Origin of the sequence: Streptomyces sp. SKN60 (assembly GCF_026236535.1) — a bacterium.
In the GTDB taxonomy this organism is placed as follows: Bacteria; Actinomycetota; Actinomycetes; order Streptomycetales; family Streptomycetaceae; genus Streptomyces.
In genome coordinates, this window is the sequence record NZ_JAHTMW010000016.1 from 31,730 (window position 1) to 57,596 (window position 25,867).

Consider the following 25,867-nt stretch of genomic DNA (forward strand, 5'->3'; position numbering starts at 1 on the left):
GACCTGCTCCGATGAGCCGCGGTCGGTGCGGCACCCGGCACGGTAGGTCGGGCGCGCGGGGGCTCACAAGGTCCGCCGACCCAAAATGATCTTCAAGTCGTCCGGAGGGTCGTACTCCGGATCGTTTCCGGATCTTCTGCGCATGCCGTCACTCAAACCGACGATGTGATGCACAGGGAGTCATATCGGCAGGTCGAATGCTTCTCGCGCCGGGCCGTACGCCCTGGCGGGACGTGATCATCGGCGCGCACCCTTGGAGAACATGCCGGAGTCGCTGGTTCCGGCGGATGGTGCGCAAGGGCAGGACACGGGTGGGGAGTTGGGGCCGGATGCCGGGTGTGGACGTGTGCGTGGTCGGTGCGGGGCCGGTCGGCCTGACGCTGGCGATCGCCCTGCGCAGACTCGGGCTCGACGTGCGGGTGGTGGACCGCGCGCCGGCCGCCAAGCACGAGGCGCGGGCCCTCGTCGTCTGGCCGAGGGCGGCGGAGGCCCTGGAGGCGCTCGGGGTCGCCGGCACACTCGCCCGGCACGGCGTGGAGCTGGGCGAGGTGACGATCCACGCCGGCGGACGCCGGCTCGGCGCGCTCTCCACCGGCTGGCACCGCTCCGCCCACAGCCGTCCGCTCAACATCGAACAGCATGACATCGAGCGCCTGTTGTGCGCGGAGCTGGCCCGGCTCGGCACCGAGGTCGAATGGGACAGCGAGGTCACCAACGTCAAGATTCACGACGACCGGGCCGAGTTCACCGTCGGCCGCCCCGGCGGCTCCGCCGAATCGGCCACCGCCGCCTGGATCGTCGGCTGCGACGGCACTGGCAGCGTGGTCCGCGACCGGCTCGGCATCCCGTTCCAGGGCCGCCGCCGCACCGGGCTCCAGGTCGTCCAGGGCAACGCGCACGCCGACTGGCCCTACGGCCGGCATCCTGGGCACGGGCACATCTTCCTCGCCCCGCGCCGCTCGCTGCTCGTCTTCCCGCTACCCGGCGGCGGCTTCCGCTTCTTCTGCTTCCGCGACGACCCCGACCCCACCCTCACCGGCCCGCCCGCCCTCGGCGAACTGCGCGACCTGGTCGCCGACACCGCCCGGCTCCCCCGGCTGCGGCTCACCCCGACGGATCCGCCCTGGCTCAACCGGGCCCGGTTCGGCGACCGGGTCGCCGCCCGGCTGCGGCTCGGGCGCGGGCTGCTCGCGGGCGACGCCGCGCACGCCTGGGCGCCGGTCGGCGGCCACGGCATGAACGTCGGGATGCTCGGCGCGCACAACCTCGCCTGGAAGCTGGCCGCCGTGCACCGCGGCGAGGCCGACGTCCGGCTCCTCGACACGTACGACACCGAGCAGCGCGCCCTCGCCCTGCGCTACATCCGCGAGATGCGGTGCAACTTCATGGAGCTGCCGCTGCCGCCGCTCGGCCACCACGTCTTCTCCGCCACCGTGCCGCTCGCGCTCGCGCTGCGCGGCTTCCAGCGGCGCCTGGACTGGCAGTTGAGCGACCTCGGCCGCAATCACCGCCCGAGCGCCCTGTCCTGGCAGCGCGCCCCGGCCGGCCTCGGGCGGGGCCGCGGGCCGCGGGCCGGCGACCGGATGCCCGACGCCCTGGTGTCGACCGGCCACCCCGGCACCGGGCCGGTGCGGCTGCACACCCTGCTCCGTTACGACACCTGGACGCTGGTCCTGCTCGCCGGCGGGCCCGGCGGGCCGGGGGGCGAAGCCGTACCGGAGTCCGTGCGGCAGTCCGTACGGGAAGCGGTCCTGGAGCGGTGCGCGCAGGGGCCCGTGCCGGTCCGGGTGCTGTCCGTCACCCCGGCGGACGCCGCCGAGGCCCGGCTGGTCGGCCGGCCCGGCGAGCTCCGGCTCGTACGGCCCGACGGCCATGTCGGCCTGGTCGCCTCGGCCGGCCGGACCGCCGACCTCGACGCCTACCTCACCGCACTCGGACCGGCGCCCTCACCCATGTCCCCTTCAGTCAGCGCAGAGTGACGGGAGTCGGAGTCCCTTGTCCAAGCACCTGACGCGCACCCGAGGCACGGTCACCGTCATCGGCGCGGGCATGGCCGGCCTGGTCGCCGCCTACGAGCTCGAACGCCTCGGCCACCGCGTGGAGATCCTGGAGGGCAGCCGCCGGCTCGGCGGACGTGTCCGCACCCATCGCTTCGGCGCCCACGAGGGCGCCCCCTTCGTCGAACTCGGCGCGATGCGCGTGCCCACCGCGCACCACCGCACCATGCATTACATCGACCACCTCGGTCTCGCCGACCAGGTGCGCCCCTTCACCACCCTGCTCTCCGAGGAGAACGCCTTCCTCGCCACCAGCACCGGCCACGTCCGGCTGCGCGAGGCGCCGCGCCGGCTGATCGCGGACGTGCGGTCCGCGCTCGCCCGCGACGACTACCGCGAGGAGACCGTCGTCTTCGGCGCCTGGCTCGCCGCCGTCGTCGACGCGGTCGCCCCGCCCGCGCTGCGCACCGGGCTGCGCGCCGATCTGGCCCGCGATCTGCTCGACCGGGTCGAGCAGATCGACCTGACGCCGCATCTCCTCGGCGACGGGAAGGACCGGGTCGACGTGCACGGGCTCTTCGCCGCCCACCCCGGCGTCCGGGCCGGCTGCGGCACCCGCCTCAACAGCTTCCTCGACGACATCCTCACCGAGACCAGCCCCCGGCTGATCCGTCTGGCCTGCGGCATGGACCAGCTGGTGCAGCGGCTGGCCGCCCGGGTCCGCGGCCCGATCTGGCTGGGCCAGGAGGTCACCGGACTCGACGTGGCGCCCGACCACGTCCGGCTGCGCATCGGGCGCGGGCCGCTCGCCGTGCTGCGCCGTGCCGACCTGGTGCTGTGCACCGTGCCGTTCCCGGTGCTGCGCCGGATGCGGCTGACCGGTCTCGACGAGGACAAGAGGGCCGTCGTCCGCGAGGTCGACTACTGCCCGGCCACCAAGGTCGCGGTGCACGTCCGCGAGCCCTTCTGGGAGCGCGAGGGCATCCGCGGCGGCGCCTCCTTCAGCGGCGGCCTGATCCGCCAGACCTACTATCCGGCCCCGGCGGAGGACGGCGGCGGCCCGGACGGCGCCGGAGGTGCGAACGGAGCGGGCGGCGCGAGCGGGCGGCGGGGCGCGGCGCTGCTCGCCAGCTACACGATCGGCGAGGACGCCGATCTGCTCGGCCGGATGCCCGCCCGGCAGCGGCACGCGGTGGTGATCGACGAACTGGGCCGGATGCACCCGCAGTTGCTACGCCGTGGCATGGTGCGCGGGGTCGCGGGCATCGCCTGGGGCGAGCATCCGTGGACGGCCGGCGGCTGCGCCATCCGCTGGGGGAAGGACGCGGCGGCCTGCGCCGAGGAGCGGCGCCGGGCGGCCCGCCCGGTGGGGCGGCTGTTCTTCGCCGGCGAGCACTGTTCCTCCGAACCCGCCTGGATCGAGGGCGCGGTGGAGTCGGCCCTGTCGGCGGTCGCCGGCATCGACCGCTTCGCCGCCGCCCACCGGCTCGGCCGTCCGGCCCCGGCCTTCCTGGAGGCGGCGTGAGCGTCTTCGACCCGCCCCGGCTGCACTTCGCGGGCACCGCGGTGACCAAGCTGCCCACCGGACCGCGGGCCGCCGCCGCGGCCGGTCTCCTGGACCTGGCGACCAACACCGTCCTCGCACCGCAGGACCGGCCCGGAACCGGATCTGGAGCCGGTGTCGCCGCGCCGTTCCCGGACGGCCGGCCGGCCGCCGAGCTGCATGCGCTGCTGCGCGAACGAGGCGCGCTCGGCGGGCACTTCTCCGGCAACGGGCACTTCTCGGTGGACGCCCGGGTGACCGCCGCCGAGGGAGCGGACGGCGCACCGGTGCCGGCCGCGGCCGGGGATCCGCTGCTGGGCCGGGCCGTGGATCTGTGGGGGCACTACAACCCGTATCTGGGGACGACCGTGAACCGGGCCCGGGTGTTCGACGTCGATCCGGCCTCCGCCTGGTCGACGACGCTGATGATCGGCCGGTTCGCGCTGGGCAGGCAGGGCCGCTCCCACGATTCCGGGCATGTGTGCCTCGGGGACGTGACCGGCTTCCAGCCGCCGCGCTGGCAGTCCTTCGCCCCGGCGCCTTCGGTGCTCCACCAGTTCGCCGTGCCCGCCGGACCCGCCCTGGACTGGCCGGACGGGCCCGGCGGCGCTTCGCCGATCGCGGCCGCGCTGCGGGCGGCGGCCGAGGCATCGGGCGGGCTGCTCGTCCAGTTCACCCTGGAGGCGGCGGGCGCGCCCGGTGACCCGGGGCACGGGTACGACGGGCCGGGCGACGCCCCGCAGCAGTGGCGGCTGCGCGGGGTGATCGCGCCCTGGGGCCCGGACGAGCCGCGCACCCATCCGGCAGGCCGGCTCCTCGTCCCGTACGGCGCGGACCCGGCCGGCGGCGGGCCGCGGGCCCGGATCTGCTCGGTGCGGGTGACGCCCGACGAGGCGGTGTTCAACCTGCCGTTCGGCCGGCCGGGCTCCGGCGCCCTGGAGCTGCGCACGGTGGTCTCGGACGAACTCGTCGCGGTGCTCCCGGAGGGCGAAGGCGCGCCGGACGGCGGGACGGTGGTCCGGGTCCCGGCGAGCGCGCCGGGCGCCGCCTGGGCCGCCGACGAGGGCCTGTGTCTGGTCGGCCCGCACGGCACGGGCCGGCGGGTGCTGCTGCGGGAGCGGGAGCGGGTGGTGGTCACCGACGACGCGGCGCTGTTCGTCGAGCACCCGGACCGGGAGCGCGGCGAGGACCATGCCGTGGAGGTCGCCGTACGGGCGAGCGTACGGGGGCGGCCGGCGGCCCTGGAGCCGGTCGTCGTCCGGCAGTTCGCCCATCCGCGGGCGCTGCCCCGCGATCCGGTCGCCGCCTCCCCCGAGGCGCGCGCCGGGGAGCTGCGGATCGTGGAGCTGCGGCCCGGGCGGCTCGCCGAGGACAAGGAGGCGCCCGCCGACGCGGAGGGTGCGGCGGGCGTCCAGGAGCCCGGGCCCTACGACGCGGTCTGCCGGCTGCTGACGGACGAGCGGGGACGGGGCTGGTTCACGGTGCGGGGCGCCCGGCCGGGGACGGCGCGGCTGCTGCTGACCGCCGAGGCCGACGAGCTGCCGCCGTGCCCGCTGGACGCGCCCGGTTCGGCGGTGGCGGCGTACGACGACGGGGACGCGCTCGGCTGGTGGGCGGGGGCGGGCGGGGCGCAGGTGCGGGTGCTGCCCGACGACTGGGCGCTGGACGCCGTACTGAAGGAGGACGTGGGCTTCGAGCTGCTGCACCGGGAGGTGTTCGCCTATTACGAGCAGCTGTTCCCGTTCATGCGGGACGAGGTGTTCAGCCTGGCCGACCGCTGCAAGGTCGAGACGTACGTGAAGCTGATCTGGCAGATGTGCGACCCGGCCAACAAGGACCGCACCTACTACATGCCGCCGACCCGGGAACTGACGCTGCCCAAGGCGCGGTTGCTGCTCAGCCATCTGCGGGCGCGGAGCTCCGCCGACGCGGTCCTTCCGATGGCCTCCCCCTCGCCGTCGCCGGCCGCCGCGCGGCCCCGGATCACCAGCCGCGCCCAGTTACGGGCGGCGCTGTGGCAGGCGGTGACGGTGGAGCTGGCGACCTGTCTGCAGTACCTCTACGCGGGGTACGCGCTGCCGACGCACGGCGCCGGATTCACGTATGTGCAGCGCGGGGTGTGGACGCCCCGGCAGCTGCGGCTGGCCTGCGGCGACGGCGGGGAGACGCTGAGCCGGGGCATCCGGGACAGCCTCTTCGCGGTGGCCCGCGAGGAGATGGTGCACTTCCTGGTGGTCAACAACGTCCTGATGGCGATGGGCGAGCCGTTCCACGTCCCGGCGATCGACTTCGGGACGCCGGGGCTGCTGCCGCTGCCGCTGGACTTCGCCCTGGAGCCGCTGCACCTGGGCAGCGTGCAGCGGTTCGTGGCCATCGAGCGGCCGGAGCGGCTGGCCGGCGGCACCGACACCCGGCCGGCCGCCGGACCGGAGGAGGCGCAGGGCGGGGCGACGGGCGCGGCGGGGGCGGCGGGGGCGGCGCCGTTCGGGTCGCCGAGCGAGCTGTACGCGGCGATCCGCGACGGGCTGACCCGGGTGCCGGACCTGTTCCTGGTGGACCGGGGCCGGGGCGGCGGCGAGCACCATCTCTTCCTCGGCCGGGCGGTCGACGCCCGCCATCCCGACTACCAGCTGGAGGTGGACGACCTGTCGAGCGCGCTGTTCGCGATCGACTTCGTCACCGAGCAGGGCGAGGGCGGGGTCCTCGACGCGCCGGGGCCGGTGCCGGAGTCCCATCACGACACCTTCGTACGGATCGGGGAGCTGCTCATGACGGAGCGGGCGGACGGCCCGGGCGGGCAGGGCGCGCCGTGGAGCCCGGCCTATCCGGCGCTGCGCAATCCGACCCTCGACCCGGCGCACCCGGGCCGGGCGGCGGTCCGCGATCCGCACGCCCGGGAGGTGATGCGGCTGTTCAACCGGGCCTATTTCCTGATGCTCCAGCTGATGGTGCAGCACTTCGCGGAGAGCCCGGACGCGAGTCTGCGGCGCTCGCGCCTGATGAACGCGGCGATCGACGTGATGACCGGGATGATGCGTCCGCTGGCCGAGCTCCTGGTGACGCTGGACTCGGGCTGGCGGGGGCGGACGGCGGGCCCGTCCTTCGAGCTGGAGGAGCCTCCGGTGGCGCTGGCCCGGCCGGACGTCGCGCGCCGGGCGTTCGCGATGCGCTTCGCGCATCTGGCGCGGATGGCCCGGGAGTGCGCGGGGGTGCCCGGGCGGGTGCCGGAGCTGATGACCTTCTATGCCGAGCAGTTCCGTGCCGAGGGAGGGCGGTGAACCGATGAGCGGGTACGCGAGCCCGGCGGCCCCTGGAGGAGCCGGCGTGTGGGAGACGGATGTCCTGGTGGTGGGCGGCGGGCCGGTGGGCCTTGCCCTGGCGCTCGATCTGACCGCGCGCGGGGTGGACTTCGTGCTGGTGGAGGCGGGGGACGGCGGTTCGGTCGAGCCCCGGATCACCACCGTGGGGCCGCGCGCGATGGAGATGTTCCGCCGCTGGGGCGCGGCCGAGGCGCTGCGCCGCGCGGGCTGGCCGGACGACCACGCGCTTGACGTGGCGTGGGTGACGGCGGTCGGCGGGCACGAGATCCACCGGCTCGCGTTCGGCACGGTGGCGACCCGGCCGCCGCCCGCGCACACGCCGGAGCCGGAGGCGATCTGCCCCCAGCACTGGATGGTGCCGCTGCTGCTCGACCGGGTGGGCCGCCATCCCGCCGGGCCGGTCCGGCTGCGCCACCAACTGCTCGGCTTCACCGCCGGGCCGGACGGGGTGGTCGCGACCGTCGCCGGCGTCGGTCGCCCGGACGGTGCCGCCGTCACCGTCCGGGCGCGGTTCCTGGTCGGCTGCGACGGGGCCTCCTCGCCGGTGCGCAAGGCCTGCGGGATCGCCTCGCCGGAGCTGCATGCGGCCCGGACGCTGCGGAACATCGTGTTCCGGGCGCCGGAGCTGCCGAAGCTGCTCGGACCGCGCGCGCCGCTCGTCCACTTCCTCACCTCGCCGACCGGTCTGCGCTATCCGCTGCGCTCGATCGACGGGCGCGGGCTCTACCGGCTGACCGCGCCCGCCGGCCCGGCCGCCCCGCTGGAAGTGGTGCGCCGGGCGGTGGCCCTGGCCACGCCTCTTGAGGTGGTCTCGGACGCGGTGTGGCGGCTGGCCCACCGGGTCGCCGAGCGCTACCGGTCCGGGCCGGTCTTCCTTGCCGGGGACGCGGCGCACACGCTGTCGCCGTCCGGCGGCTTCGGGATGAGCACGGGGGTCTGCGACGCCGCCGACCTCGGCTGGAAGCTGGCCGCGACGCTGGCCGGCTGGGCGGGACCCGGGCTGCTCGACGCGTACGGCACGGAGCGCCGGCCGGTGGCCCTCGCCGGGGTGGCGGAGGCCCACCGCAATCTGCGGCGCACCCAGGAGCGGCGGATCTCACCGGCCCTCCTGGACGACACCCCGGTGGGCGTCCGGGCCCGGGCCGCGCTTGCCGAGGAGCTGGCGGCCTCGGACGCACGGCGGGAGTTCGACCGGCCGGAGATGCATTTCGCGTACCGCTACTCCTCCCCTCTCCTGGCCACCGAGGAGCCGGACGCCATGCCCGTGCTCAACGCCTCCACCCTGCCGGGGGCGCGGGCACCGCACGCGTGGCTCGCGCCGGGGCGCTCGACGCTCGACCTGTACGGCCGGGAGTTCGTCCTCCTGTGCTTCGAGGCCGGTCCCGGCGGGCGCGGGCGGATGGACGGTATGGACGGAACGGAGGGAACGGAGGGAACGGTACGGGCGTTCGCCGACCGACGGGTGCCGCTGCGGGTGGAGCGGTGCGCCGATCCGGCGGCGGCGCAGCGCTACGAGCGGCCGTACGTCCTGGTCCGCCCGGACGGGCACGTGGCCTGGCGGGGCGCGGCGCCGCCCCGCGATCCGGGCGCCCTGGCCGACCGGGTGCGGGGAGCGGCGGGATGAGCGCCGAGCCCGCCGCGTACGGCACTCTGCCGCCGTTCGACCCGGCGCTGCTCGACCTGGCCGATCCGTACCCCGTCTACCGGCGCTACCGGGAGGCCGGCCCGGTGCATGCCGTGCGCGGTCCCGGGCGGGCGCCGACGACCTGGTACGTCTTCGGGTACGCGGAGGTGGCGCGGGTGCTCGCGCGCCGGGAGTTCGGCCGGACGGACCCGGCGACGGGCTGCGCGGCCCCGCTGCCGCCGGGGTACGAGGTGCTGCGGCAGGTGGTGGAGAACTGGCTGGTGTTCCTCGATCCGCCCCGGCACACCGGGGTGCGGGCCCTGGTCACCCCCGCCCTGGGCACCGGTCCGGTGACGGCGCTGCGCCCGGAGGTCCGCCGGATCGCGCGCGGGCTCGTCGCGCCGCTGGCCGCGCGGGAATCGGTGGATCTGGTCGCCGAGTTCGCGGCGCCGTTCCCGCTGCTCGTGATCGCCGGGGTGCTCGGCGTGCCGGCGGAGCGGCACGGCTGGTTCCGGGACCGGGCGCTGGCGCTGCAGCGGGCGGGCGGCACGCGGGCGGACCGCAGTGCGGCGGGGCTGACGGCGGCGGAGCGGGCGGCGGCCGACCTGACCGCGTACTTCCGGCGGGAGCTGGACGCCCGGCGCGGGCCGGGCGGGGACCGGGGCGACCTGCTCTCGGCGCTGGCGCGGGCCGCCGACGAGCGGACGGCGCTCACGCCCCGGGAGCAGTCGGCCACCTGCATCCACCTCCTGACGGCGGGCCACGAGACCACGACGGGGCTGCTCGGCAAGGCGGTGCTCGCGCTCCTTGCCCGTCCGGAGCTCGCGGCCGAGCTGCGGGCGGATCCGGCGCTGCTGCCGGACGCGGTGGACGAGTTCCTCAGGCACGACCCGCCGGTGCAGATGGTCACCCGCTGGGCACAGCGCGACTGCGCGCTCGCGGGCCACCCGATACGCCGGGGCGACCGGCTCGTCCTCGTCCTCGGCGCGGCCAACCGCGACCCGGCCCGGTTCCCCGATCCGGAGCGGCTCGACATCCACCGGGACCAGCTCCGGCACTGCGCCTTCGGGCTCGGCATCCACTACTGCGCGGGCGCCGCCCTGGCCCGGGCGGAGGCGGAGACCGCGCTGGCCGTGCTCCTGACCGGCCTGCCGGCGCTGCGGCCCGGGGCCCGGCCGGCGGTGGAGGTGCGCTACGCCCCGGACTGGGTGTTCCACGGCCCGGAGCTGCTGACGGTCGGGTGAATGGCGGCGGCGGGCAGGCCTGCGCCCGTACGCCGCACGGTCGATGTCCTGCGGCTGGGCGCGGGCCACGGGCGGGACGCGCGGTGCCGCCGGCGCACTGAACCGGAAGCCCCGATACGCCTGGCCGCGTCCACTGTGACGAGGGCAACGCCCGACGCGGGGATCTTGACGGTATCCATACGCGCTCCGGACGGTTCCCTACGCAGCCCTTGCGTACGCTGACTCGGCTGCCGTCCGTCGATGGCTGAAAACCGATCTCTCCGCCGTACCGGACAGCAGGAGTCCCCCGATGGCCACGCCCCCCGCCACCCGTTCCAGTCGCCTGCGGGCGTGGATGCTGGAAGGCCTGTCCGACATGGGCAAGGGCAAGCCCTCCCGGCCGGCCGAGCCGGCTCCGGACGCCGGGCACAAGGGGCAGCCCTGGTACCGGGTGATGTGTCTGACCGGTGTCGACTACTTCTCGACCCTCGGCTACCAGCCGGGCATCGCGGCCCTTGCCGCCGGGCTCCTCTCCCCCATCGCGACGATCGTGCTCGTGATCGTGACCCTGGCGGGCGCGCTGCCGGTCTACCGGCGGGTGGCGGAGGAGAGCCCGCACGGCGAGGGCTCGATCGCGATGCTGTCGCGGCTGCTGTCCTTCTGGAAGGGCAAGCTCTTCGTCCTGACCCTGCTGGGCTTCGCGGCCACCGACTTCCTCATCACCATCACCCTGTCGGCCGCCGACGCCTCCACCCACCTGGTGGAGAACCCGCATCTGGAATCGGCCCTGCACGACAAGCAGGTGCTGATCACGATGATCCTCATCGCGCTGCTCGGCGCGGTGTTCCTCAAGGGCTTCCTGGAGGCCATCGGCGTCGCCGTCGCCCTGGTCGCGGTCTATCTCGCGCTCAACGCCGTCGTCGTGGTCACCGGCCTGTACCACGTCCTCACCGAGGGCCATGTCGTCACCGACTGGACCTCCGCCCTCACACAGGAGCACGGCAACATCTTCGTCATGGTCGGCGTCGCGCTGATCGTCTTCCCGAAGCTGGCGCTCGGCATGTCCGGCTTCGAGACGGGTGTGGCGGTGATGCCGCACGTCCAGGGTGCTGCCGACGACACGGAGGCCAAGCCCGCCGGCCGGATCCGGGGCACGAAGAAGCTGCTGACCACGGCCGCGCTCATCATGAGCGTCTTCCTGATCTCCACCAGCTTCATCACCACCGTCCTCATCCCGCACCAGGAGTTCGAGCCCGGCGGCAAGGCGAACGGCCGCGCGCTCGCCTACCTCGCGCACGAGTACCTCGGCGGCGCCTTCGGCACCCTCTACGACGTCTCGACGATCGCGATCCTCTGGTTCGCGGGCGCGTCCGCGATGGCCGGCCTGCTCAACCTGATGCCGCGCTACCTGCCGAAGTACGGCATGGCCCCGCACTGGGCCCGCGCCGTGCGCCCCATGGTGATCACCTTCACCCTGGTCGCGTTCCTCGTCACCTGGATCTTCGACGCCGACGTCGACGCCCAGGGCGGCGCCTACGCCACCGGTGTCCTCGTCCTGATGAGTTCGGCGGCCATCGCGGTGACCATCGCCGCCCGCCGCGCCGGGCAGCGCGGCTGGACGATCGGCTTCGCGACCATCTCGGCGGTCCTGCTGTACGTCACCGTCGTGAACGTCATCGAGCGCCCCGACGGTGTGAAGATCGGTGCCTGTTTCATCGCCGGCATCATCCTCATCTCGCTGCTCTCCCGGCTCGGCCGCGCCTTCGAGCTGCGCGTCACGCACGTCGAGCTGGACGAGATGGCCGAGCGGTTCATCCAGGACATCTCCCGGCGCACCCCGCGCTTCATCGCGAACGAGCCGGACAACCGGGACGCCGAGGAGTACCGGTCGAAGAAGGACCAGATCCGCGCCGACAACGACATCCCCGGCACCGAGGACTTCGTGTTCGTCGAGGTGACGGTCACCGACCCGTCGGAGTTCGAGGCCGGTCTGACGGTCCGCGGCGAGGTCCTGCACGAGCGCTACCGGGTGCTGACGGTGGAGAGCTCCTCCGTGCCCAACGCGCTCGCGGCCCTGCTGCTCCACGCCCGGGACCTCACCGGGGTCCGCCCGCACATCTACTTCGAGTGGACCGAGGGCAACCCCTTCGCCAACTTCTTCCGCTTCTTCCTCTTCGGCCGCGGCGAGGTCGCGCCGACCACCCGTGAGGTGCTGCGCGAGGCGGAGCCGGACCGGGAGCTCCGGCCGCGCGTCCACGTGGGCTGACCAGCCCCGCTGCCCACTCTCCCTATACTCAACAATATGAATAATGAACGGCGCGATGAGGTGGCGTCCTCCGAGACCCGTTACCTGCGGTACGTCGCCCTCGGCGACAGCCAGACCGAGGGCGTCGGGGACGGCGACGACACCACCGGGCTGCGCGGCTGGGCCGACCGGCTCGCCGAGCTGGCAGCCGGGTCGAACCCGGGGCTGCGGTACGCCAATCTCGCCGTACGCGGACGGCTCGCCGGCCAGGTGCGGGCCGAGCAGCTCGGTCCCGCGCTCGCTCTGGCGCCCGATCTCGCCACCGTGGTCGCCGGGGTCAACGACCTGCTGCGGCCGCGCTTCGACGCCGACGAGGTCGCGGGGCACCTGGCGGCGATGTTCGCGGCGCTCGGCGCGGGCGGCGCCCGGGTCGCCACCCTGACCTTCCCCGACCTCACCGTGCTGATCCCGGCGGCCCGCCCGGTCGCGCCCCGGATCGCCGCGCTCAACGCGCGGATCCGGGAGGCCGCCCGTACGCACGGCGTCACCGTCCTGGAGAGCGGCGCCCACCCGGTGGTCACCGACCCGCGGCTCTGGAGCCGCGACCGGCTCCACGCCTCGCCGCTCGGGCACGCCCGTATCGCCGCCGCCTTCGCCGACCTCCTCGGCCTCCCGGGCAGCGACGACAGCTGGAGCCGCCCGCTGCCGCCGCCCGCCGGCCGCCCCGCGACCGGACTGCGCGCCGTCGGTACGGAGCTGGCCTGGGCCACGGCCTTCCTCGGCCCCTGGCTCGGGCGCCGGCTGCGCGGCCGCTCCTCCGGCGACGGGCGTACCGCGAAGCGCCCGGAGCTGACCGCGGTGGCGGCGGCCCGGACCTAGGAAGCGTGCTGGTCGCGGCGGCCGCGGACGGTCAGGGCGACGACGGAGACGAGGAACCAGAAGGCGCCGAAGGCCGAGTAGCCGGCGACGGAGGACAGGCCGCTCGTCGGCGAGGCGGACATGGCGGCGAAGGAGCCGCCGGCCAGGACGGACAGCCCGCCACTGATGATCATGGGCCACTGGGCGCCGACGGTGCGCCGGCGCCGGATCGCGACGACGAGCTGGATCGCTCCGGAGAGAAGGGCCCAGACCCCGAACACGAGCAGGGCCGTCCCGACGGTGGCGAAGGTCGCACCGAGCATCCCGGCGGCGGTGGCGAGGCCGAGGGCCACGTTGATGGCGCCGACCCGGTCCATCGGGCCGGTGCCGGCCAGGCGCCGTTCCAGGAGCGTGGCGACGGCGTCCCACAGGGGGTAGATCACGAGCAGCACGGCCGCGATCGCCGTGGGCCGGTCCGTCGAGTCGAGTGAGGCGGAGGTCGTGAGGACGAGTGCCACCCAGATCAGGGAGAAGACGACTCGGATCAGATGGAGCGAGCGGAGCCCGGAGGGCGTCGCCGCGGCCGGGGTCGCGGTCGTGGTCGTGGTCGTGTGCGAAGTCGCGGAGGTCTGCGTCATCGGGTGTCCCGTGGTGTGAGCGTGATGGTGTGAGGCGGTCGCCTCGACGAGGAGTCTTGGCGGCCTCGGGACGGTCCGTGTACTTCGAACGAAGTAGTTCCGCCGACTCCTTCGCGCCGGAGGGGTTCCGGGCCCGCCGTCTACTTCGTTCGAAGTACACGGCGGCGGCACAGGTGGCCGAGAATCGGACCATGGTCAAGGCGCAGAACAGTCAGGACGGGCCCGTGGCGCCCCTGTGGGTCCGCCGCCCCGAGGCGCTGCACCTCGCCGCCTACGCGGTGGCCGCGCTGGTGTTCACCGGCCAGATCGTGGCCGTGGTCCTGCGCGGGTCGGACGGGCCGACGGTCCTGTCCGTGCTCCTCGCCGGCGGCGGTGTCGCCCTCTCCTGGTGGCGGCCGTGGGCCGGCCTTGTCGTGGTGAGCGGGGCGTCCTTCGCCGTCACGGCGGTGGGCCACGATCCCCTGTCGGTGTGGATGATGGCGGTGCTCGTCCTGTTCTCGGTCACCCTCAGGGGGAGACAGCCGCTGGTAGGCATCAGCATCGTGGCGGCGTTCTTCCTGGGGGCGTTCATGACCGTGGGAGGCTTCCGCGGCGGGGCGATCGTGGGATCCGCCGCGCTCTTCTCGGCCATCGCGGGCGGCGCGACCGGGGCCGCGCTGCGCATCCACCGGGAGCACTGGCTCACCCTGGAGGAACGGGCCGAGAGCGCCCTCGCCACCCGCGAGATCGAGGCCACCCGGCGGGTGACCGAGGAACGCCTCCGCATCGCCCGGGACCTCCACGACGTCATCGGCCACCAAGTGGCGATGCTGAGCATGCATCTGGGTGCCGCGGAGATCGGGCTGCCCGAGGACGCCGAGTCCTCCCGTCAGGCCCTCGTCTCGGCCAGGTCCAGCGCCCGCACCGTCGTGGTCGAGACGCAGCGGATCCTCGCGCTCCTCCGGCTCGGCGACGACAGCTCCGACGGCGAGGCGCTCCGGCCGACCCCGGCGCTCAGCGGTCTGGAGGGACTGATCGCCTCCTTCGAGAGCATCGGCCTCGACGTCCGGCCGTCCCTCGCCCTCCCCGCCGGTTTCGTGGAGCCCAGCGTCGGCGTGGCGGTCTACCGGGTGCTTCAGGAGGCGCTCACGAACGCCTACCGGCACGGAGAGGGGGCGGCGACGGTGGAGCTGCGCGAGCACGACGGCAGGATCTGTCTCACCGTGGAGAACCGTGTCGGCCGCTCGGCGACCCGCGGCGCCGGGCCGGGCGGCGGACACGGCGGCGGACACGGCGGCGGCCTCGGACTCGTGGGAATGCGCGAGCGCGTCGAGTCCTCCCACGGGCGGCTGACGATCGAGAGCGACGACGACCGGTTCCGGGTCCATGCCGAGTTCAGCCCGCTGGGAGCCGCCGTATGACGACGCGGATTCTGATCGTCGACGACCAGGACGAGATCCGGGCCGGCATCAAGGCGATGCTCCGGCTCGACCCGGGTCTGGTCGTCGTGGGCGACCTCTCCGACGGGCTCCAGGTCGTCCCCTTCCTCCGCGAGCACCCGGTCGACCTGGTCCTGATGGACATCCGGATGCCCGGCATCGACGGGGTCGAGGCCACCCGCCGGATCCGCAAGGAGCACCCGCCGGAGAAGACCCGGGTGATCGTGCTGACCACGTTCGACCAGGACGACATCGTGCTGGCCGCCCTCCGCGCGGGCGCCAACGGCTTCCTGAGCAAGACGGTGAGCCCCGCCGAACTGGTCGCCGGCATCACCGAGGTCGTCGGCGGCGGCGGTGCGCTGTCGGCCGCCGCGACGGCCGCGCTCATCGGGCACATGACCGACAGTCCGCCCCCGGTGGTCGACCGGGAGCTGCTGCGCCGTTTCGACGCGCTGACCCCGCGGGAGCGGGACGTGGTCGTGCTCGTCGCGAGCGGGCTCGGCAACGACGAGATCGCGGCCCAGATGTCGGTGTCGCCGTTCACCGTGAAGACGCACGCGGTGCGGGCCATGACGAAGGTCGGCGCACGCGACCGGGCACAGCTCGTCTCGTTCACCTTCCGGGCCGGCCTCTACCCCTGACCGCCCGGCTCCTTCGGCAGCCCGCCGAAAATCCGGGGGCGGCCGGTCGGGGTGCCCTGTTACGGTGGGCCGCATGGGTTCGTACGCGTACTACTTCTTCCGCTGATCCAGGACAGGGACACGGCGTGAACCGCTGACGCGCAGCCGCGTCGGGCAGGAGGCCGCCGGTGTCCGCGCGCGCCCGCACGGCGCGCCACGCCCCGATCAGTCGAACCCATCCCCCAGGGAATACCACCATGCGCGACCGCGCCCAGCTCACGCTGCTCCATGTCTCCCAGTCCTACGGCGACCGCCAGGTCCTCCAGGACGTCTCCTTCACCGTCCGGCCCGGCGAGCGGGTCGCCGTCGTCGGCGAGAACGGCTCCGGCAAGTCCACCCTGCTGCGGCTGATCGCCGGGGCCGAGGCCCCGGAGGCCGGGGAGGTGACCGTGCGCTTCCCCGGCGGCAGCGCACGGCTCGCCCAGACGCTCGGCGAGACCTTCGCCGTCGGTCCCGGCCACACCGTCCGCGACGCCGTCGACGCGGCGCTCACCGAACTCCGCACGCTCGAAGCCGCGTTGCGGGAGGCGGAGCAGACCCTCGCCGACGCAGACGCCGAACAGCTCACCGCGTACGGGGAGCTGCTCGAACGCTTCGAGGAACGCGGCGGCTACGAGGCCGATGCCCGGATGGCCGCGGCACTCGACGGGCTCGGCCTCGGGCACGTCCCGTACGAGCGCCGGATCGGCACCCTGTCCGGCGGCGAGCAGTCCCGGCTCGCGCTCGCCTGTGTGCTGTCCTCCGGGGCCGAACTGCTGCTGCTCGACGAACCCACCAACCACCTCGACCGCGCGGCGGTCGGCTGGCTGCGGGACCGGTTGCGCGCCCATCGCGGGACGGTGGTCGCCGTCACCCACGACCGGGCGTTCCTGGAGGCGACCGCCACGAGCATCCTGGAGGTCGACCGGGACAGCCGGAGCGTGACGCGGTACGGCGACGGCTGGGCCGGCTACCGCGCGGCGCGGGCGGCGGCCCGGCGGCGCCAGGCGCAGGAGCACCAGGAGTGGCGGGACGAGGTGGCCCGCACCGAGGAGTTGGTGGCCGCGGCGGGGCAGCGGCTCGCCGCGACCGGGCGGGACCCGAAGCAGGGCTTCGGCAAGCACCGGCGGTCCAGCGAGAACAAGCTGTCGGGCCAGGTACGGGCCGCCCGCGGGCGGCTCGCCGATCTCCTCGCGCACCCGGTCGCACCGCCGCCCGAACCCCTGCGTTTCCGCGCCCACTTCGGCGGCTCCCCAGCGGACGCGGACGCCGGCGCCGAGCTGAGCGGGATCACGGTCGGTGACCGGCTCGCCGTTGACGAGCTGCGCCTGGAGCCCGGTGACCGGCTGCTCGTCTCGGGCCCCAACGGGGCGGGGAAGTCCACCCTGTTGCGGGTCCTGGCGGGCGAACTCGATCCGGATTCCGGCACGGTACGGCTGCCCGCCCGCATCGGCCACCTCGCCCAGGAACTGCCCCCCGTCGCCCCGCCCCTGCCGCTGCTCGCCGCCTACGCCCAGGGCCGCCCCGGCCTGCCCGAGGACCACGCCGACGAACTCCTCGCCCTCGGCCTCTTCCGCGCGGACGACTTCCACGTCCCGGTGCGCGCCCTCTCGGTGGGCCAGCGCCGCCGCCTTGAGCTCGCCCGCCTGGTGTCGCGCCCGGTGGACCTGCTCATCCTCGACGAACCGACCAACCACCTGGCGCTGTCCCTGATCGAGGAACTCGAGTCCGCGCTGGCCGCCTTCGCGGGCCCGGTCGTGGCGGTCTCGCACGACGACCGCTTCCGAGAGTCCTTCGGCGGGACACTGCTCGAGCTGCGCTCGGGCCGGGCGGTGGTGCCGGCCGGCTGACCGGGCCGGGTCAGCCGCTCGCCGCCGCCCGCTGCTGGGCGATCCGTGCCGGGTCCCAGCCGCGGCGGGGGACGGAGTCCAGCAGGAGGCGGGTGTAGGGGTGTTCGGGGGCGGTGAGGACGCGGGGCGTGGGGCCGGACTCGGCGATGCGGCCGTGGTGGAGGACCACGAGGTCGTCGGTGACGTGGCGGACGACGCCGAGGTCGTGGGTGACGAAGAGATAGCCGACGCCGGCCTCGCGGCGGATGCGGGTGAGGAGTTCGAGGATCTGGGCCTGGATGGAGACGTCCAGGGCGGCGACGGCCTCGTCGAGGACCAGGACCCGGGGTTCGGCGGCCAGCGCGCGGGCGATGGCGACGCGTTGGCGCTGACCGCCGGAGAGGGCGCGGGGCAGGGCGGCGGCTTCACGGGGGCCGAGGCCGACCTGGTCGAGGAGTTCGGTGACCCGGGCCCGGCGGGCGGCCGGGGCGAGGCGGAAGTGCAGGCGCAGCACCTCGTCGACGCAGCCGCCGACGGTGACGCGCGGGTCGAGCGAGAGATAGGGGTCCTGGAAGACCATCTGGATCTCGCGGGCGCGGGCGAGGCGTTCGGCCCGGCCGCGGGGGCGGGCGGAGCGGTCGCGGCCGTCGAGGGTGACGGTGCCGGCGTCGGCGCGTTCGAGGCCGACGAGCATGCGGACGGTGGTGGTCTTGCCGCTGCCCGACTCGCCGACGATGCCGAGGGAGGAGCCGGGGGCGAGGGTGAAGGAGACGTCGTCGACGGCGGTGTGGGCGCCGTACGTCTTGCGCAGTCCGCGCACCACGAGTCCAGGGGCGGAGGTCACAGCAGGATCCCTTCGTCGGCGCGGTGGCAGGCGGCGTACCCGGCGCCGTGCGCCACGAGGGCGGGCACTTCGGCCGTGCAGCGCTCCACCGCGTACGGGCAGCGGGCGGCGAAGGCGCAGCCGGGCGGGGCCTCGGCGACCGAGACGGGGCGGCCCGCGATGGGGGCGGGCGGGGGCGTGCCGGGGTCGAGGCGGGGGGTGCAGGAGAGCAGGCCCACGGTGTAGGGGTGGCGAGGCCGGTCGAAGAGCTCGCCGGTGCGGCCGGTCTCGACGATGCGGCCGGCGTACATCACGTACACCCGGTCGCAGATGGCGGCGGCGAGTTCGAGGTCGTGGGTGACGAAGAGGAGTCCGGTGCCGCGTTCGGCCTGGAGGCGGGTGAGGATCGCGATGATCTCGGCCTGGGTGGTGACGTCGAGCGCGGTGGTGGGTTCGTCGGCGACGAGGAGGGCGGGGTCGGCGGCGAGCGCGGCGGCGATGACGACGCGCTGGAGCATGCCGCCGGAGAACTCGTGCGGGTGGCGGCGCAGGGCGCCGCGCGGGTCGCGGATGCCGACGGCGGCGAGGAGTTCCTCGGCGCGCGCGGTGGCCCGGGCGGCGGGGACGCCGGTGGCGCGCAGGCCCTCGGTGACGAAGTCGCCGACGCGGCGCAGCGGGTTGACGGAGGCGCGCGGGTCCTGGAAGACCATGGCGACCTCCCGGGCGCGCAGGTCGGCGAGGGCGGCGCGGTCCAGGCCGAGGACGTCGCGGCCGGCGACCCGCACCTCGCCGGTGACGCGGGCGCGGGCGGGCAGCAGGCCGAGGACGCTGCGGCAGGCGACGGACTTGCCGGAGCCGGACTCGCCGACGAGGCCGACGGTCTCGCCGGGGGCGACGGTGAGCCGGACGCCGTCGAGGAGGGGGCGGGCGGCACGGCCGTCGGGCAGTTCGAGGGTGAGGCCGTCGATCTCCAGGACGTCGCCGCCGGTGCTGTGCTGGCTCATGGGTGGGGTCATGGGTGGGGTCAGCGCTCCCGCTTCGCGATCCGGTCGGCGAGGCCCTCGCCGACGATGCCGAACGCCACGACGGCGAGGACGATGCAGAACGACGGGGCGAGCGCGGGCAGCATCGCGCCCTGCTGGATCGCCGACTGGCCGTCGTTGATCATGGCGCCCCAGTCGGCCGTGGGCGGCTGCACGCCGAAGCCGAGGAAGGAGAGGGCGGCCAGGTCCATCAGCGCGTAGCCGAAGTTCATCGCGGACTGGGCGAGCACGGTGGGCGCGATGTTGGGCAGCAGGTGGCGCAGGCAGATGGTCCAGCCGGACCAGCCCTGGACGACGTACGACTCGATGTAGGGGCGGGCCTTCTCCTGGCGGGCGATGCCGCGCACGAGCCGTCCGACGTACGGGGTGTAGGCGACGGCCATGGCGGCGACGGGTGCGGTCATGCCGGAGCCGACGACGGCGACCAGCATGATCGCGAGGAGCAGTCCGGGGACGGCGAAGACCAGGTCCATGGAGCGGGAGAGCAGGGTGTCGGCCCAGCCGCCGCGCCAGCCGGCGATCACGCCGAGGACGAGCCCGAGGACGGTGGACACGGCGACGACGAGCAGCGGTCCGAGGAGTCCGGTGCGGGCGCCGTGCAGCAGCCGGGACAGGATGTCGCGGCCGGACTGGTCGGTGCCGAGGAGGTGGTCGCCGCTCGTGCCGACGAGGCTGGCGGACAGGTCGATGGCCTCGGGGTCGTACGGGGCGAGCAGCGGGGCCAGGGCGGCGACGAGGACGAGTGCGGCGAGGACGACGAGGGCCGTGGTGAACAGCGGGCCCTGTCCGCCGAGGGCGCGCAGCCGGCGCAGGCCGGGGCGTCTGCGCAGCGCGGCCGCGGGGTCGGCGGCCCCGGTGGGTGCGGTGAGGGTCATGAGGGGCCTTCCCCGTGGGTGAGCAGGCTGAGCCGGGGGTCGATGAGCGGGGCGAGGAGGTCGACGGCGAGGTTGGCGAGGACGAAGGCCGCGACGCTGAGCAGGGTGATGGCCTGGACGACGGCGAAGTCCTTGGCGGTGACGGACTGGACGAGGAGGGAGCCGAGGCCGGGGACGTCGAAGGCGGTCTCGACGACGGAGGTGGTGACGAGGAGTCCGGCGAGCATGGTGCCGCCGACGGTGACGACGGGGCCGAGGCTGTTGCGCAGTACGTGCCGGCGGACGACGGTGCGGCCGGCGACGCCGCGGGCACGGGCCACCTCGACGTGGTCGCGGCCGAGTTCGTCGAGCATCGCGGAGCGGGTGACGCGGGCGAGGAGGCCGGCGAAGGTGGTGGCGAGGGCGAAGGCGGGCAGGGTGAGGTGGTAGAGGCGGTCGCCGAGGCCGTCGGGGGTGCCGCCGGGTCCGGGGAACCAGCCGAGCTGGACCGAGAACAGCGACACCAGGGCGATCGCGCTGACGAACGACGGCGTGGCGGTGGCGATGCCGGTGCCGATGAGGACGAGCCGGTCGACGAGGCCGGGGCGCAGGGCGGCGAGCACGCCCGCGGTGACGCCGCCGACGGCGACGAGCAGGGCCGCGTACGCCACGAGCAGCACGGTGCCGGTGAAGCGGGAGCCGAGCAGGGCCGAGACGTCCTGGTGGTACTGGGCGGAGCGCCCGAAGTCGCCGCGCAGGACGTCGCCGAGCCAGTCGGCGTACTGCGCGGCGAGCGGGTCGTCGAGGTGGTGCTCGGCGCGCAGCGCGGCCACCGTCTCGGGGGTGGCGGGGCGGCCGTGGAGCAGGAAGGAGACGGGGTCGCCGGGGGCGAGGTGGATGCTCGCGAAGACCACGAAGGAGGTGACGAGCAGGACGCCGAGGAGGCCGGCGAGCCGTCCGAGGAGATAGCGGGTGAGTCCGTTCATCAGCGTGCGGCGCCGATCGTCGCGGCCCAGGGGTAGTAGAGCTGGGCGATGCCGGTGGGGGCGCCGGTGACGCGGTTGCCGAGGAAGACCGAGTAGGGCGCCTCGTAGACCGGGATGATCGGCAGTTCGCGGACGGCGATCTTCTGCAGCTCGTTGGTGAGGTCGCTGCGCGGGCCGGGGTCGGCGGCGGCGATGGCCCGGTCGAACGCGGCGTCGTAGGAGGGGTCGGACCAGTTGCCGTAGTTCCCGAAGTCGCCGGTGCGCAGGTACTGGTAGAACTCCAGCGGGTCGGGGGTGTTGTCGTAGCCGTTGGTGATGACGAGGTCGAGTCCCTTGCGGGCGTTCGGGTCGACGAAGATGCTGCTGTACGCCTCGGGGGCGACGGCCTTGAGGCGCACGTCGAGGCCGATCTCGCGGCCGGCCGCCTGGACGGCGTTGGCGACGACGCTGATCTCGGGGGCGAGGCTGCTGGTGACGAGGGTGACGGGCTTGCCGGTGGCGCCGGCCTCCTCGACGAGGGCCTTGGCGGCGGCGACGTCGCGGACCGGGTCGGGCAGTTCCTTGTAGTAGCCCTCGGTGCGCTCAGGGCGCAGGGCCCAGGCGCCGCGGGCGGCGGGGGCCTTGGCGGGGATGCCGACGCCGCCGGCGGCGGCCTTGATGATGTTCTCGCGGTCGAGGGCCATGGAGAGGGCCTTGCGCACCTTGAGGTCGCCGAGGGTGCCCTGGAAGTTCAGGACGGCGAGGTTGGCGGCGGCGGTGTTGGGGCCGAAGTGCACCTTGCCCTTGTCGCTCGCCCGCAGCTGGGCGAGCGAGGAGGACGGGACCATGTAGCCGCCGTCGGCGGTGCCGGTCAGGAAGGCGTTGGTGCGGGCGGCGGAGTCCTCGGTGAAGGTGAAGCGGACGGTGTCGGTCTTGGGCGTGAGCTTCTTGTCCCAGTAGCCGGGGTGCTTCGTGAGGGTGATGGACTCGCCCTGCTGCCACTTCTCCAGGGCGTACGGACCCGTGCAGTTGACCTTGCCGCCGGGGACGCCGTACTCCTTGCCGGCCTTGGCGAGGAAGGCGGCGCTCTCGATGGTGCCGGGCGAGGCGGCCATGAGTTCGTTGAGCAGCATGTCGGGCTTGATCAGGCGCAGGGTGACCTGGAGCGGGCCGGTCTTCTCGACGGCCTTGACGTTCTTGAAGGCGGAGCCCCAGGGGGAGCCGGTGGCCGGGTCCATCTGGCGCTTGAGGGAGGCGACGACGTCGTCGGCGGTCAGGGTGGTGCCGTCGTGGAAGGTGACGCCGGGGCGCAGGGTGTAGACCCAGACCAGCGGGTCGGGGTTCTCCCACTTCACGGCGAGGCCGGGCTCGATCTTCAGGTCGGGGGTGACCCGGAGCAGCTGCTCGCAGACGTTGGCGAGGACCGTGTTGGGCGGGTAGTCGAAGGCCCGGGCGTAGTCGAGGGTGTACGGCTCGGCGTACAGCGACCAGGTGAGGGAGGGCAGCGGGCCCTTCGCCGGCGGCGCGAGCGGGGTGACGGTGTAGTCGCCGGGGCCGGTGCCGGTGGGCTTGGTGGCGCCGGAGCAGGCGGTCGCGGTGAGGGCGAGGGCGGCGGTGGCGGCGAGGAGCAGACCGAGTCTGGGCGTGCGCAAGGAGACCCACCCCTTTACGGGTGTAGTGACGGGGGGCTTGGGGCTGTGGGGGAGGAATGGAGCGAGTATTGATGCGGGAACGTTCCCGCACAAGGGTTTCCGAGACCTTTCCGGAGACTTTGCGGGAACGGTTCTGCTGAGGTCAGCGAGGTGGCAGCATCGGGCTGTGACCACACGCGAACCCGATGCCGGGCATGCCGGGGCGAGCCGCGGCGGGGCGGCCGTGCCCCGGGTGCGGCTCGTCGACGTCGCCCGCGAGGCGGGCCTGTCCAAGACCACCGTGTCCGCCGCGCTCAACGGCACCGGGCGGCTCTCCCCCGCCGTGCGGGAGAAGGCGGTCGAGACCGCGCGGCGGATGGGCTACCGGCCCAACGCGACGGCGCGCCAGCTGCGCGCCGGGCGGGCCCGGCTGATCGGCTACGTGGTCGGCGAGTTCGCCGGCGAGCCCTGGACGTATCTCGACTCGCCGTACTTCGCCCAGCTCACCGGCGCGACCTCCGCGGCCGCGCTGCGGCACGGCTACGCCCTGGTGATGCTGCCCGCCGGAACGCTCCAGCGGGAGTGGGCCGATCTGCCCCTGGAGGCGGTGATCGTGGCCGATCCCGTCGAGGACGATCCGCTGGTCGAGGACTTCCTGGCGGCCCGGATCCCGGTCTTCAGCGACGCCTCGGTCGCGGGCCGGGAGGGCGCGCACTGGGTCGACCTGGACACCGACGCGGCGGTACGGGAGTGCCTGGAGCACCTGCGGGCGGGCGGCGCCCGGCGGACCGCGCTGGTACTGCCCGACAGCACCACACGGTTCCACCGGCAGATGCTCGCGGCGTATCGCGCCTGGTGCGCCGCCCACGGGGCCGAGGAGCTGGTGACCCTGGTCCCCGAGCCGGGCAACGGCCCGGTGGTACGGGCGGTCGAGCGGGCCCTGACCGCCGAGCCGCGGCCGGACGGCCTGTTCGTGGTCGCGGAGGCCAGCCCGCCGCTGGTCATGGACGCGGCCCGGCGACTCGGCCTGGCCGTGCCCCGGGACGTACGCGTGGTGTGCGTCAGCGAGGACGAGTCGGCCGCCCACGCGGATCCGCCGGTCAGCACGCTGAGCCTGCGCCCGGTCGAGGTCGCCGAGAAGGGCATGGCCCTGCTCGTGGCCGCCCTGGAGGACGGGAGCAGCACGCCCCCCGGCGTGCTGCTCACCGCCCGGCTCCGGGTGCGGGCCTCGTCGTGACTCCCGTAGCACGACGCGATGGGGCGTCCCCGGGCCCGCGAGGGCCGAGGGGGTGAGGCATCCCCAGGCCGGCCGGGCCGAGGGGGTGGGGTCTCCCCAGGCCCGCCGGGGCCGAGGGGAAGTATCGAGCGCACGGGCCGGGCGGGGGCGAGCCGGCCGGAACGCTCCCCCGGTTTCGCCGGTGGCACCCTCACCCGGGCGAAGCCCGGTGGGAGACGTGACGGACATCGCCTAGGCCCCGTGGACGCGGGTGCCGCCGACGAAGGTCTGCTCGACGCGGGCGTCGGCGATCTCCTCGGGCGGGGCGGTGAGCATGTCGCGGTCGAGGACGACGAGGTCGGCGAGGTGGCCGGGGCGGAGGCTGCCGGTGTCGTCGTGGCCGTTCGCGTGGGCGGAGCCCGCGGTGTAGGCGGCGAGCGCGGTGGTGAGGTCGATGCGCTGCTCGGGGAGGAAGACCCGGCCGTCGGTGGCGCCGGGTTCGGCGCGGTTGACGGCGACATGGAGGCCGGCGAGCGGGTCCGGGCTGCTGACCGGCCAGTCGCTGCCCGCGACCAGGGTGGCGCCGGCGCGGAGGAGGGCGCCGAACGGGTACTGCCAGGCGGCGCGTTCGGGTCCGAGGAAGGGGATGGTCAGCTCGTCCATCTGCGGTTCGTGCGCGGCCCACAGCGGCTGGATGTTGGCGAGCGCGCCGAGCCGGGCGAAGCGGGCGATGTCGTCGGGGTGGACGACCTGGAGGTGGGCCAGGTGGTGGCGGTTGCCGCGCCGCCCGTTGGAGGTGACGGCGGCCTCGATGGCGTCCAGGGCCTCCCGGACGGCGCGGTCGCCGAGCGCGTGGAAGTGCACCTGGAAGTCGAGGGCGTCGAGCGCGGTGACATGGCCGCGCAGCGCCTCGGGGTCGACGAAGCTCATCCCGGTGTTGGCGGTGGCGCAGCCGCAGCCGTCGAGGTAGGGGCTGGTCAGGGCGGCGGTGAAGTTCTCGGCGATGCCGTCCTGCATGATCTTCACCGAGCCGGCGCGGAACCGGCCGTGGCTCGACTTCGCGCGCCGCTCCACGAGTTCGGGGATCTGCTCGGCGCCGCGTGCCCGGTCCCACCACAGCGCGCCGGTGACCCTGGCGGTGAGGGTGCCGTCCTGGGCGGCGGCGAGATACGCGTCGGAGGGGTCGGGGCGGCCGGCGAACTCGCCGAGGATGGCGTCCTGCCAGCCGGTGATGCCGAGCGAGTGCAGCAGGGTCTGGGCGCGCAGCAGTCCGGCGACGCGGTCGGCGGTGGTGCCGGGCGGGATCAGCCGGGAGACCAGGGCCGCCGCGCCTTCCTGGAGGACGCCGGTGGGGTGGCCGTCGGCGTCCCGCTCGATCCGGCCGTCGGCCGGGTCGGGGGTGTCGGCGGTGATCCCGGCGAGTTCCAGGGCGCGGGAGTTGGCCCAGGCGCCGTGGTGGTCGCGGTTGACAAGCAGGACCGGACGGTCGGAGACGAGCGCGTCGAGCAACTGCCGGGTGGGCAGGCCGCCTTCGAAGCTCTCCATGGACCAGCCGCCGCCGGTGATCCACGCGTGGTCGGGGTGGGCGGCGGCGAAGCCGGCGATGATCCGCCGGTAGTCGTCGACGCCGGTGGTGCCGCTGAGGTCGCACTCGGCCAGCTCGACGCCTCCGTACACGGCGTGGATGTGGGAGTCCTGGAAGCCGGGGATCAGCAACTTACCGGTGAGGTCGACGACTTCGGTCTTCGGGCCGACGAGTTCGCGCACCTCGTCGTGGCCGACGGCGACGATCCGCTCGCCGGTGACGGCGAGCGAGGTGGCCCGGGTGCGGGCCGGGTCGCCGGTGAAGACGGGACCACCGGTGAAGACCAGGTCGGCCGTGGTCATCTGCGTACTCCTGGAGGGTGAGGGAGCCCCGGAAGAGGGCTGGGGAGGGAGGTGCGCCATGCAACCGCCGCCGCCGTTCGAACGTCAAGGGTGT

18 protein-coding genes are annotated in these 25,867 nt (G+C 74.5%); 11 read left to right on the forward strand and 7 right to left on the reverse strand.

Annotated features, from left to right (window positions below; genetic code table 11):
• Window positions 1–182 precede the first annotated feature (182 nt).
• From KV205_RS25395 to KV205_RS25425, 7 genes are all read left to right on the forward strand, one after another.
• Window positions 183–1,979: an FAD-dependent monooxygenase gene (locus KV205_RS25395; protein WP_374214728.1), complete on the forward strand. Its 1,797-nt coding sequence runs from the start codon at window positions 183–185 to the stop codon at window positions 1,977–1,979.
• A 16-nt stretch (window positions 1,980–1,995) separates the two neighbouring features.
• Window positions 1,996–3,522 carry an NAD(P)/FAD-dependent oxidoreductase gene (locus tag KV205_RS25400; protein ID WP_265866930.1) on the forward strand — a complete coding sequence of 509 codons (1,527 nt, stop codon included), beginning with the start codon at window positions 1,996–1,998 and terminating at the stop codon, window positions 3,520–3,522.
• Complete coding sequence (locus KV205_RS25405) at window positions 3,519–6,818, forward strand: ferritin-like domain-containing protein (protein ID WP_265866931.1); 3,300 nt, start codon at window positions 3,519–3,521, stop codon at window positions 6,816–6,818. The genes KV205_RS25400 and KV205_RS25405 overlap by 4 nt, the downstream gene beginning before the upstream one ends.
• 46 nt (window positions 6,819–6,864) lie before the next feature.
• Window positions 6,865–8,484 carry an FAD-dependent monooxygenase gene (locus KV205_RS25410; protein WP_265866932.1) on the forward strand — a complete coding sequence of 540 codons (1,620 nt, stop codon included), beginning with the start codon at window positions 6,865–6,867 and terminating at the stop codon, window positions 8,482–8,484.
• On the forward strand, window positions 8,481–9,728 hold the full coding sequence (locus tag KV205_RS25415) for a cytochrome P450 (protein WP_265866933.1): 1,248 nt from the start codon (window positions 8,481–8,483) through the stop codon (window positions 9,726–9,728). Before KV205_RS25410 ends, KV205_RS25415 begins: the two co-directional genes overlap by 4 nt.
• Before the next feature lie 289 nt (window positions 9,729–10,017).
• Window positions 10,018–11,973 carry an amino acid transporter gene (locus KV205_RS25420; RefSeq protein ID WP_265866934.1) on the forward strand — a complete coding sequence of 652 codons (1,956 nt, stop codon included), beginning with the start codon at window positions 10,018–10,020 and terminating at the stop codon, window positions 11,971–11,973.
• 36 nt (window positions 11,974–12,009) lie between these two features.
• Window positions 12,010–12,831 (forward strand): SGNH/GDSL hydrolase family protein, encoded by an 822-nt coding sequence (locus tag KV205_RS25425; RefSeq protein WP_265866935.1) that lies wholly within the window; start codon window positions 12,010–12,012, stop codon window positions 12,829–12,831.
• On the opposite strand, the gene KV205_RS25430 is transcribed toward KV205_RS25425, so the two are convergent.
• Window positions 12,828–13,448 carry a DUF308 domain-containing protein gene (locus KV205_RS25430; protein WP_265866936.1) on the reverse strand — a complete coding sequence of 207 codons (621 nt, stop codon included), beginning with the start codon at window positions 13,446–13,448 and terminating at the stop codon, window positions 12,828–12,830. The two genes, KV205_RS25425 and KV205_RS25430, sit on opposite strands and share 4 nt — an antisense overlap.
• A 191-nt stretch (window positions 13,449–13,639) precedes the next feature.
• Here KV205_RS25430 and KV205_RS25435 point away from each other — a divergent pair, with 191 nt between their 5' ends.
• The 3 genes from KV205_RS25435 to abc-f all read left to right on the forward strand — a co-directional run bounded on the left by KV205_RS25435 (window position 13,640) and on the right by abc-f (window position 17,375).
• Window positions 13,640–14,848, forward strand: coding sequence for a sensor histidine kinase (locus KV205_RS25435; RefSeq protein ID WP_265866937.1), 1,209 nt, complete (start codon window positions 13,640–13,642; stop codon window positions 14,846–14,848).
• Window positions 14,845–15,507: a response regulator transcription factor gene (locus tag KV205_RS25440; protein WP_265866938.1), complete on the forward strand. Its 663-nt coding sequence runs from the start codon at window positions 14,845–14,847 to the stop codon at window positions 15,505–15,507. The genes KV205_RS25435 and KV205_RS25440 overlap by 4 nt, the downstream gene beginning before the upstream one ends.
• A 236-nt stretch (window positions 15,508–15,743) precedes the next feature.
• Window positions 15,744–17,375, forward strand: a complete 1,632-nt coding sequence (gene abc-f / locus KV205_RS25445; protein ID WP_265866939.1) for a ribosomal protection-like ABC-F family protein — start codon at window positions 15,744–15,746, stop codon at window positions 17,373–17,375.
• Between the two features lie 10 nt (window positions 17,376–17,385).
• Here abc-f and KV205_RS25450 read toward each other — a convergent pair whose 3' ends face one another.
• Genes KV205_RS25450 through KV205_RS25470 form a run of 5 tightly spaced genes read right to left on the reverse strand, consistent with a single transcriptional unit; the run spans window position 17,386 to window position 22,691 of the window.
• The gene (locus KV205_RS25450) at window positions 17,386–18,198 is read right to left on the reverse strand and encodes an ABC transporter ATP-binding protein (RefSeq protein ID WP_265866940.1); all 813 of its coding nucleotides are present in this window, start codon (window positions 18,196–18,198) and stop codon (window positions 17,386–17,388) included.
• Window positions 18,195–19,181: an ABC transporter ATP-binding protein gene (locus KV205_RS25455; protein ID WP_265866941.1), complete on the reverse strand. Its 987-nt coding sequence runs from the start codon at window positions 19,179–19,181 to the stop codon at window positions 18,195–18,197. Before KV205_RS25455 ends, KV205_RS25450 begins: the two co-directional genes overlap by 4 nt.
• Window positions 19,182–19,201: 20 nt before the next feature.
• On the reverse strand, window positions 19,202–20,095 hold the full coding sequence (locus KV205_RS25460) for an ABC transporter permease (protein ID WP_265866942.1): 894 nt from the start codon (window positions 20,093–20,095) through the stop codon (window positions 19,202–19,204).
• The gene (locus KV205_RS25465) at window positions 20,092–21,060 is read right to left on the reverse strand and encodes an ABC transporter permease (protein ID WP_265866943.1); all 969 of its coding nucleotides are present in this window, start codon (window positions 21,058–21,060) and stop codon (window positions 20,092–20,094) included. The genes KV205_RS25460 and KV205_RS25465 overlap by 4 nt, the downstream gene beginning before the upstream one ends.
• On the reverse strand, window positions 21,060–22,691 hold the full coding sequence (locus KV205_RS25470) for an ABC transporter substrate-binding protein (protein WP_265866944.1): 1,632 nt from the start codon (window positions 22,689–22,691) through the stop codon (window positions 21,060–21,062). Before KV205_RS25470 ends, KV205_RS25465 begins: the two co-directional genes overlap by 1 nt.
• A gap of 166 nt (window positions 22,692–22,857) precedes the next feature.
• Here KV205_RS25470 and KV205_RS25475 point away from each other — a divergent pair, with 166 nt between their 5' ends.
• Entirely contained in the window at window positions 22,858–23,907 is a 1,050-nt protein-coding gene (locus KV205_RS25475) for a LacI family DNA-binding transcriptional regulator (protein ID WP_265866945.1), read from the forward strand.
• Between the two features lie 231 nt (window positions 23,908–24,138).
• On the opposite strand, the gene KV205_RS25480 is transcribed toward KV205_RS25475, so the two are convergent.
• The gene (locus KV205_RS25480) at window positions 24,139–25,773 is read right to left on the reverse strand and encodes an amidohydrolase (protein WP_265866946.1); all 1,635 of its coding nucleotides are present in this window, start codon (window positions 25,771–25,773) and stop codon (window positions 24,139–24,141) included.
• Between the last annotated feature and the right edge of the window lie 94 nt (window positions 25,774–25,867).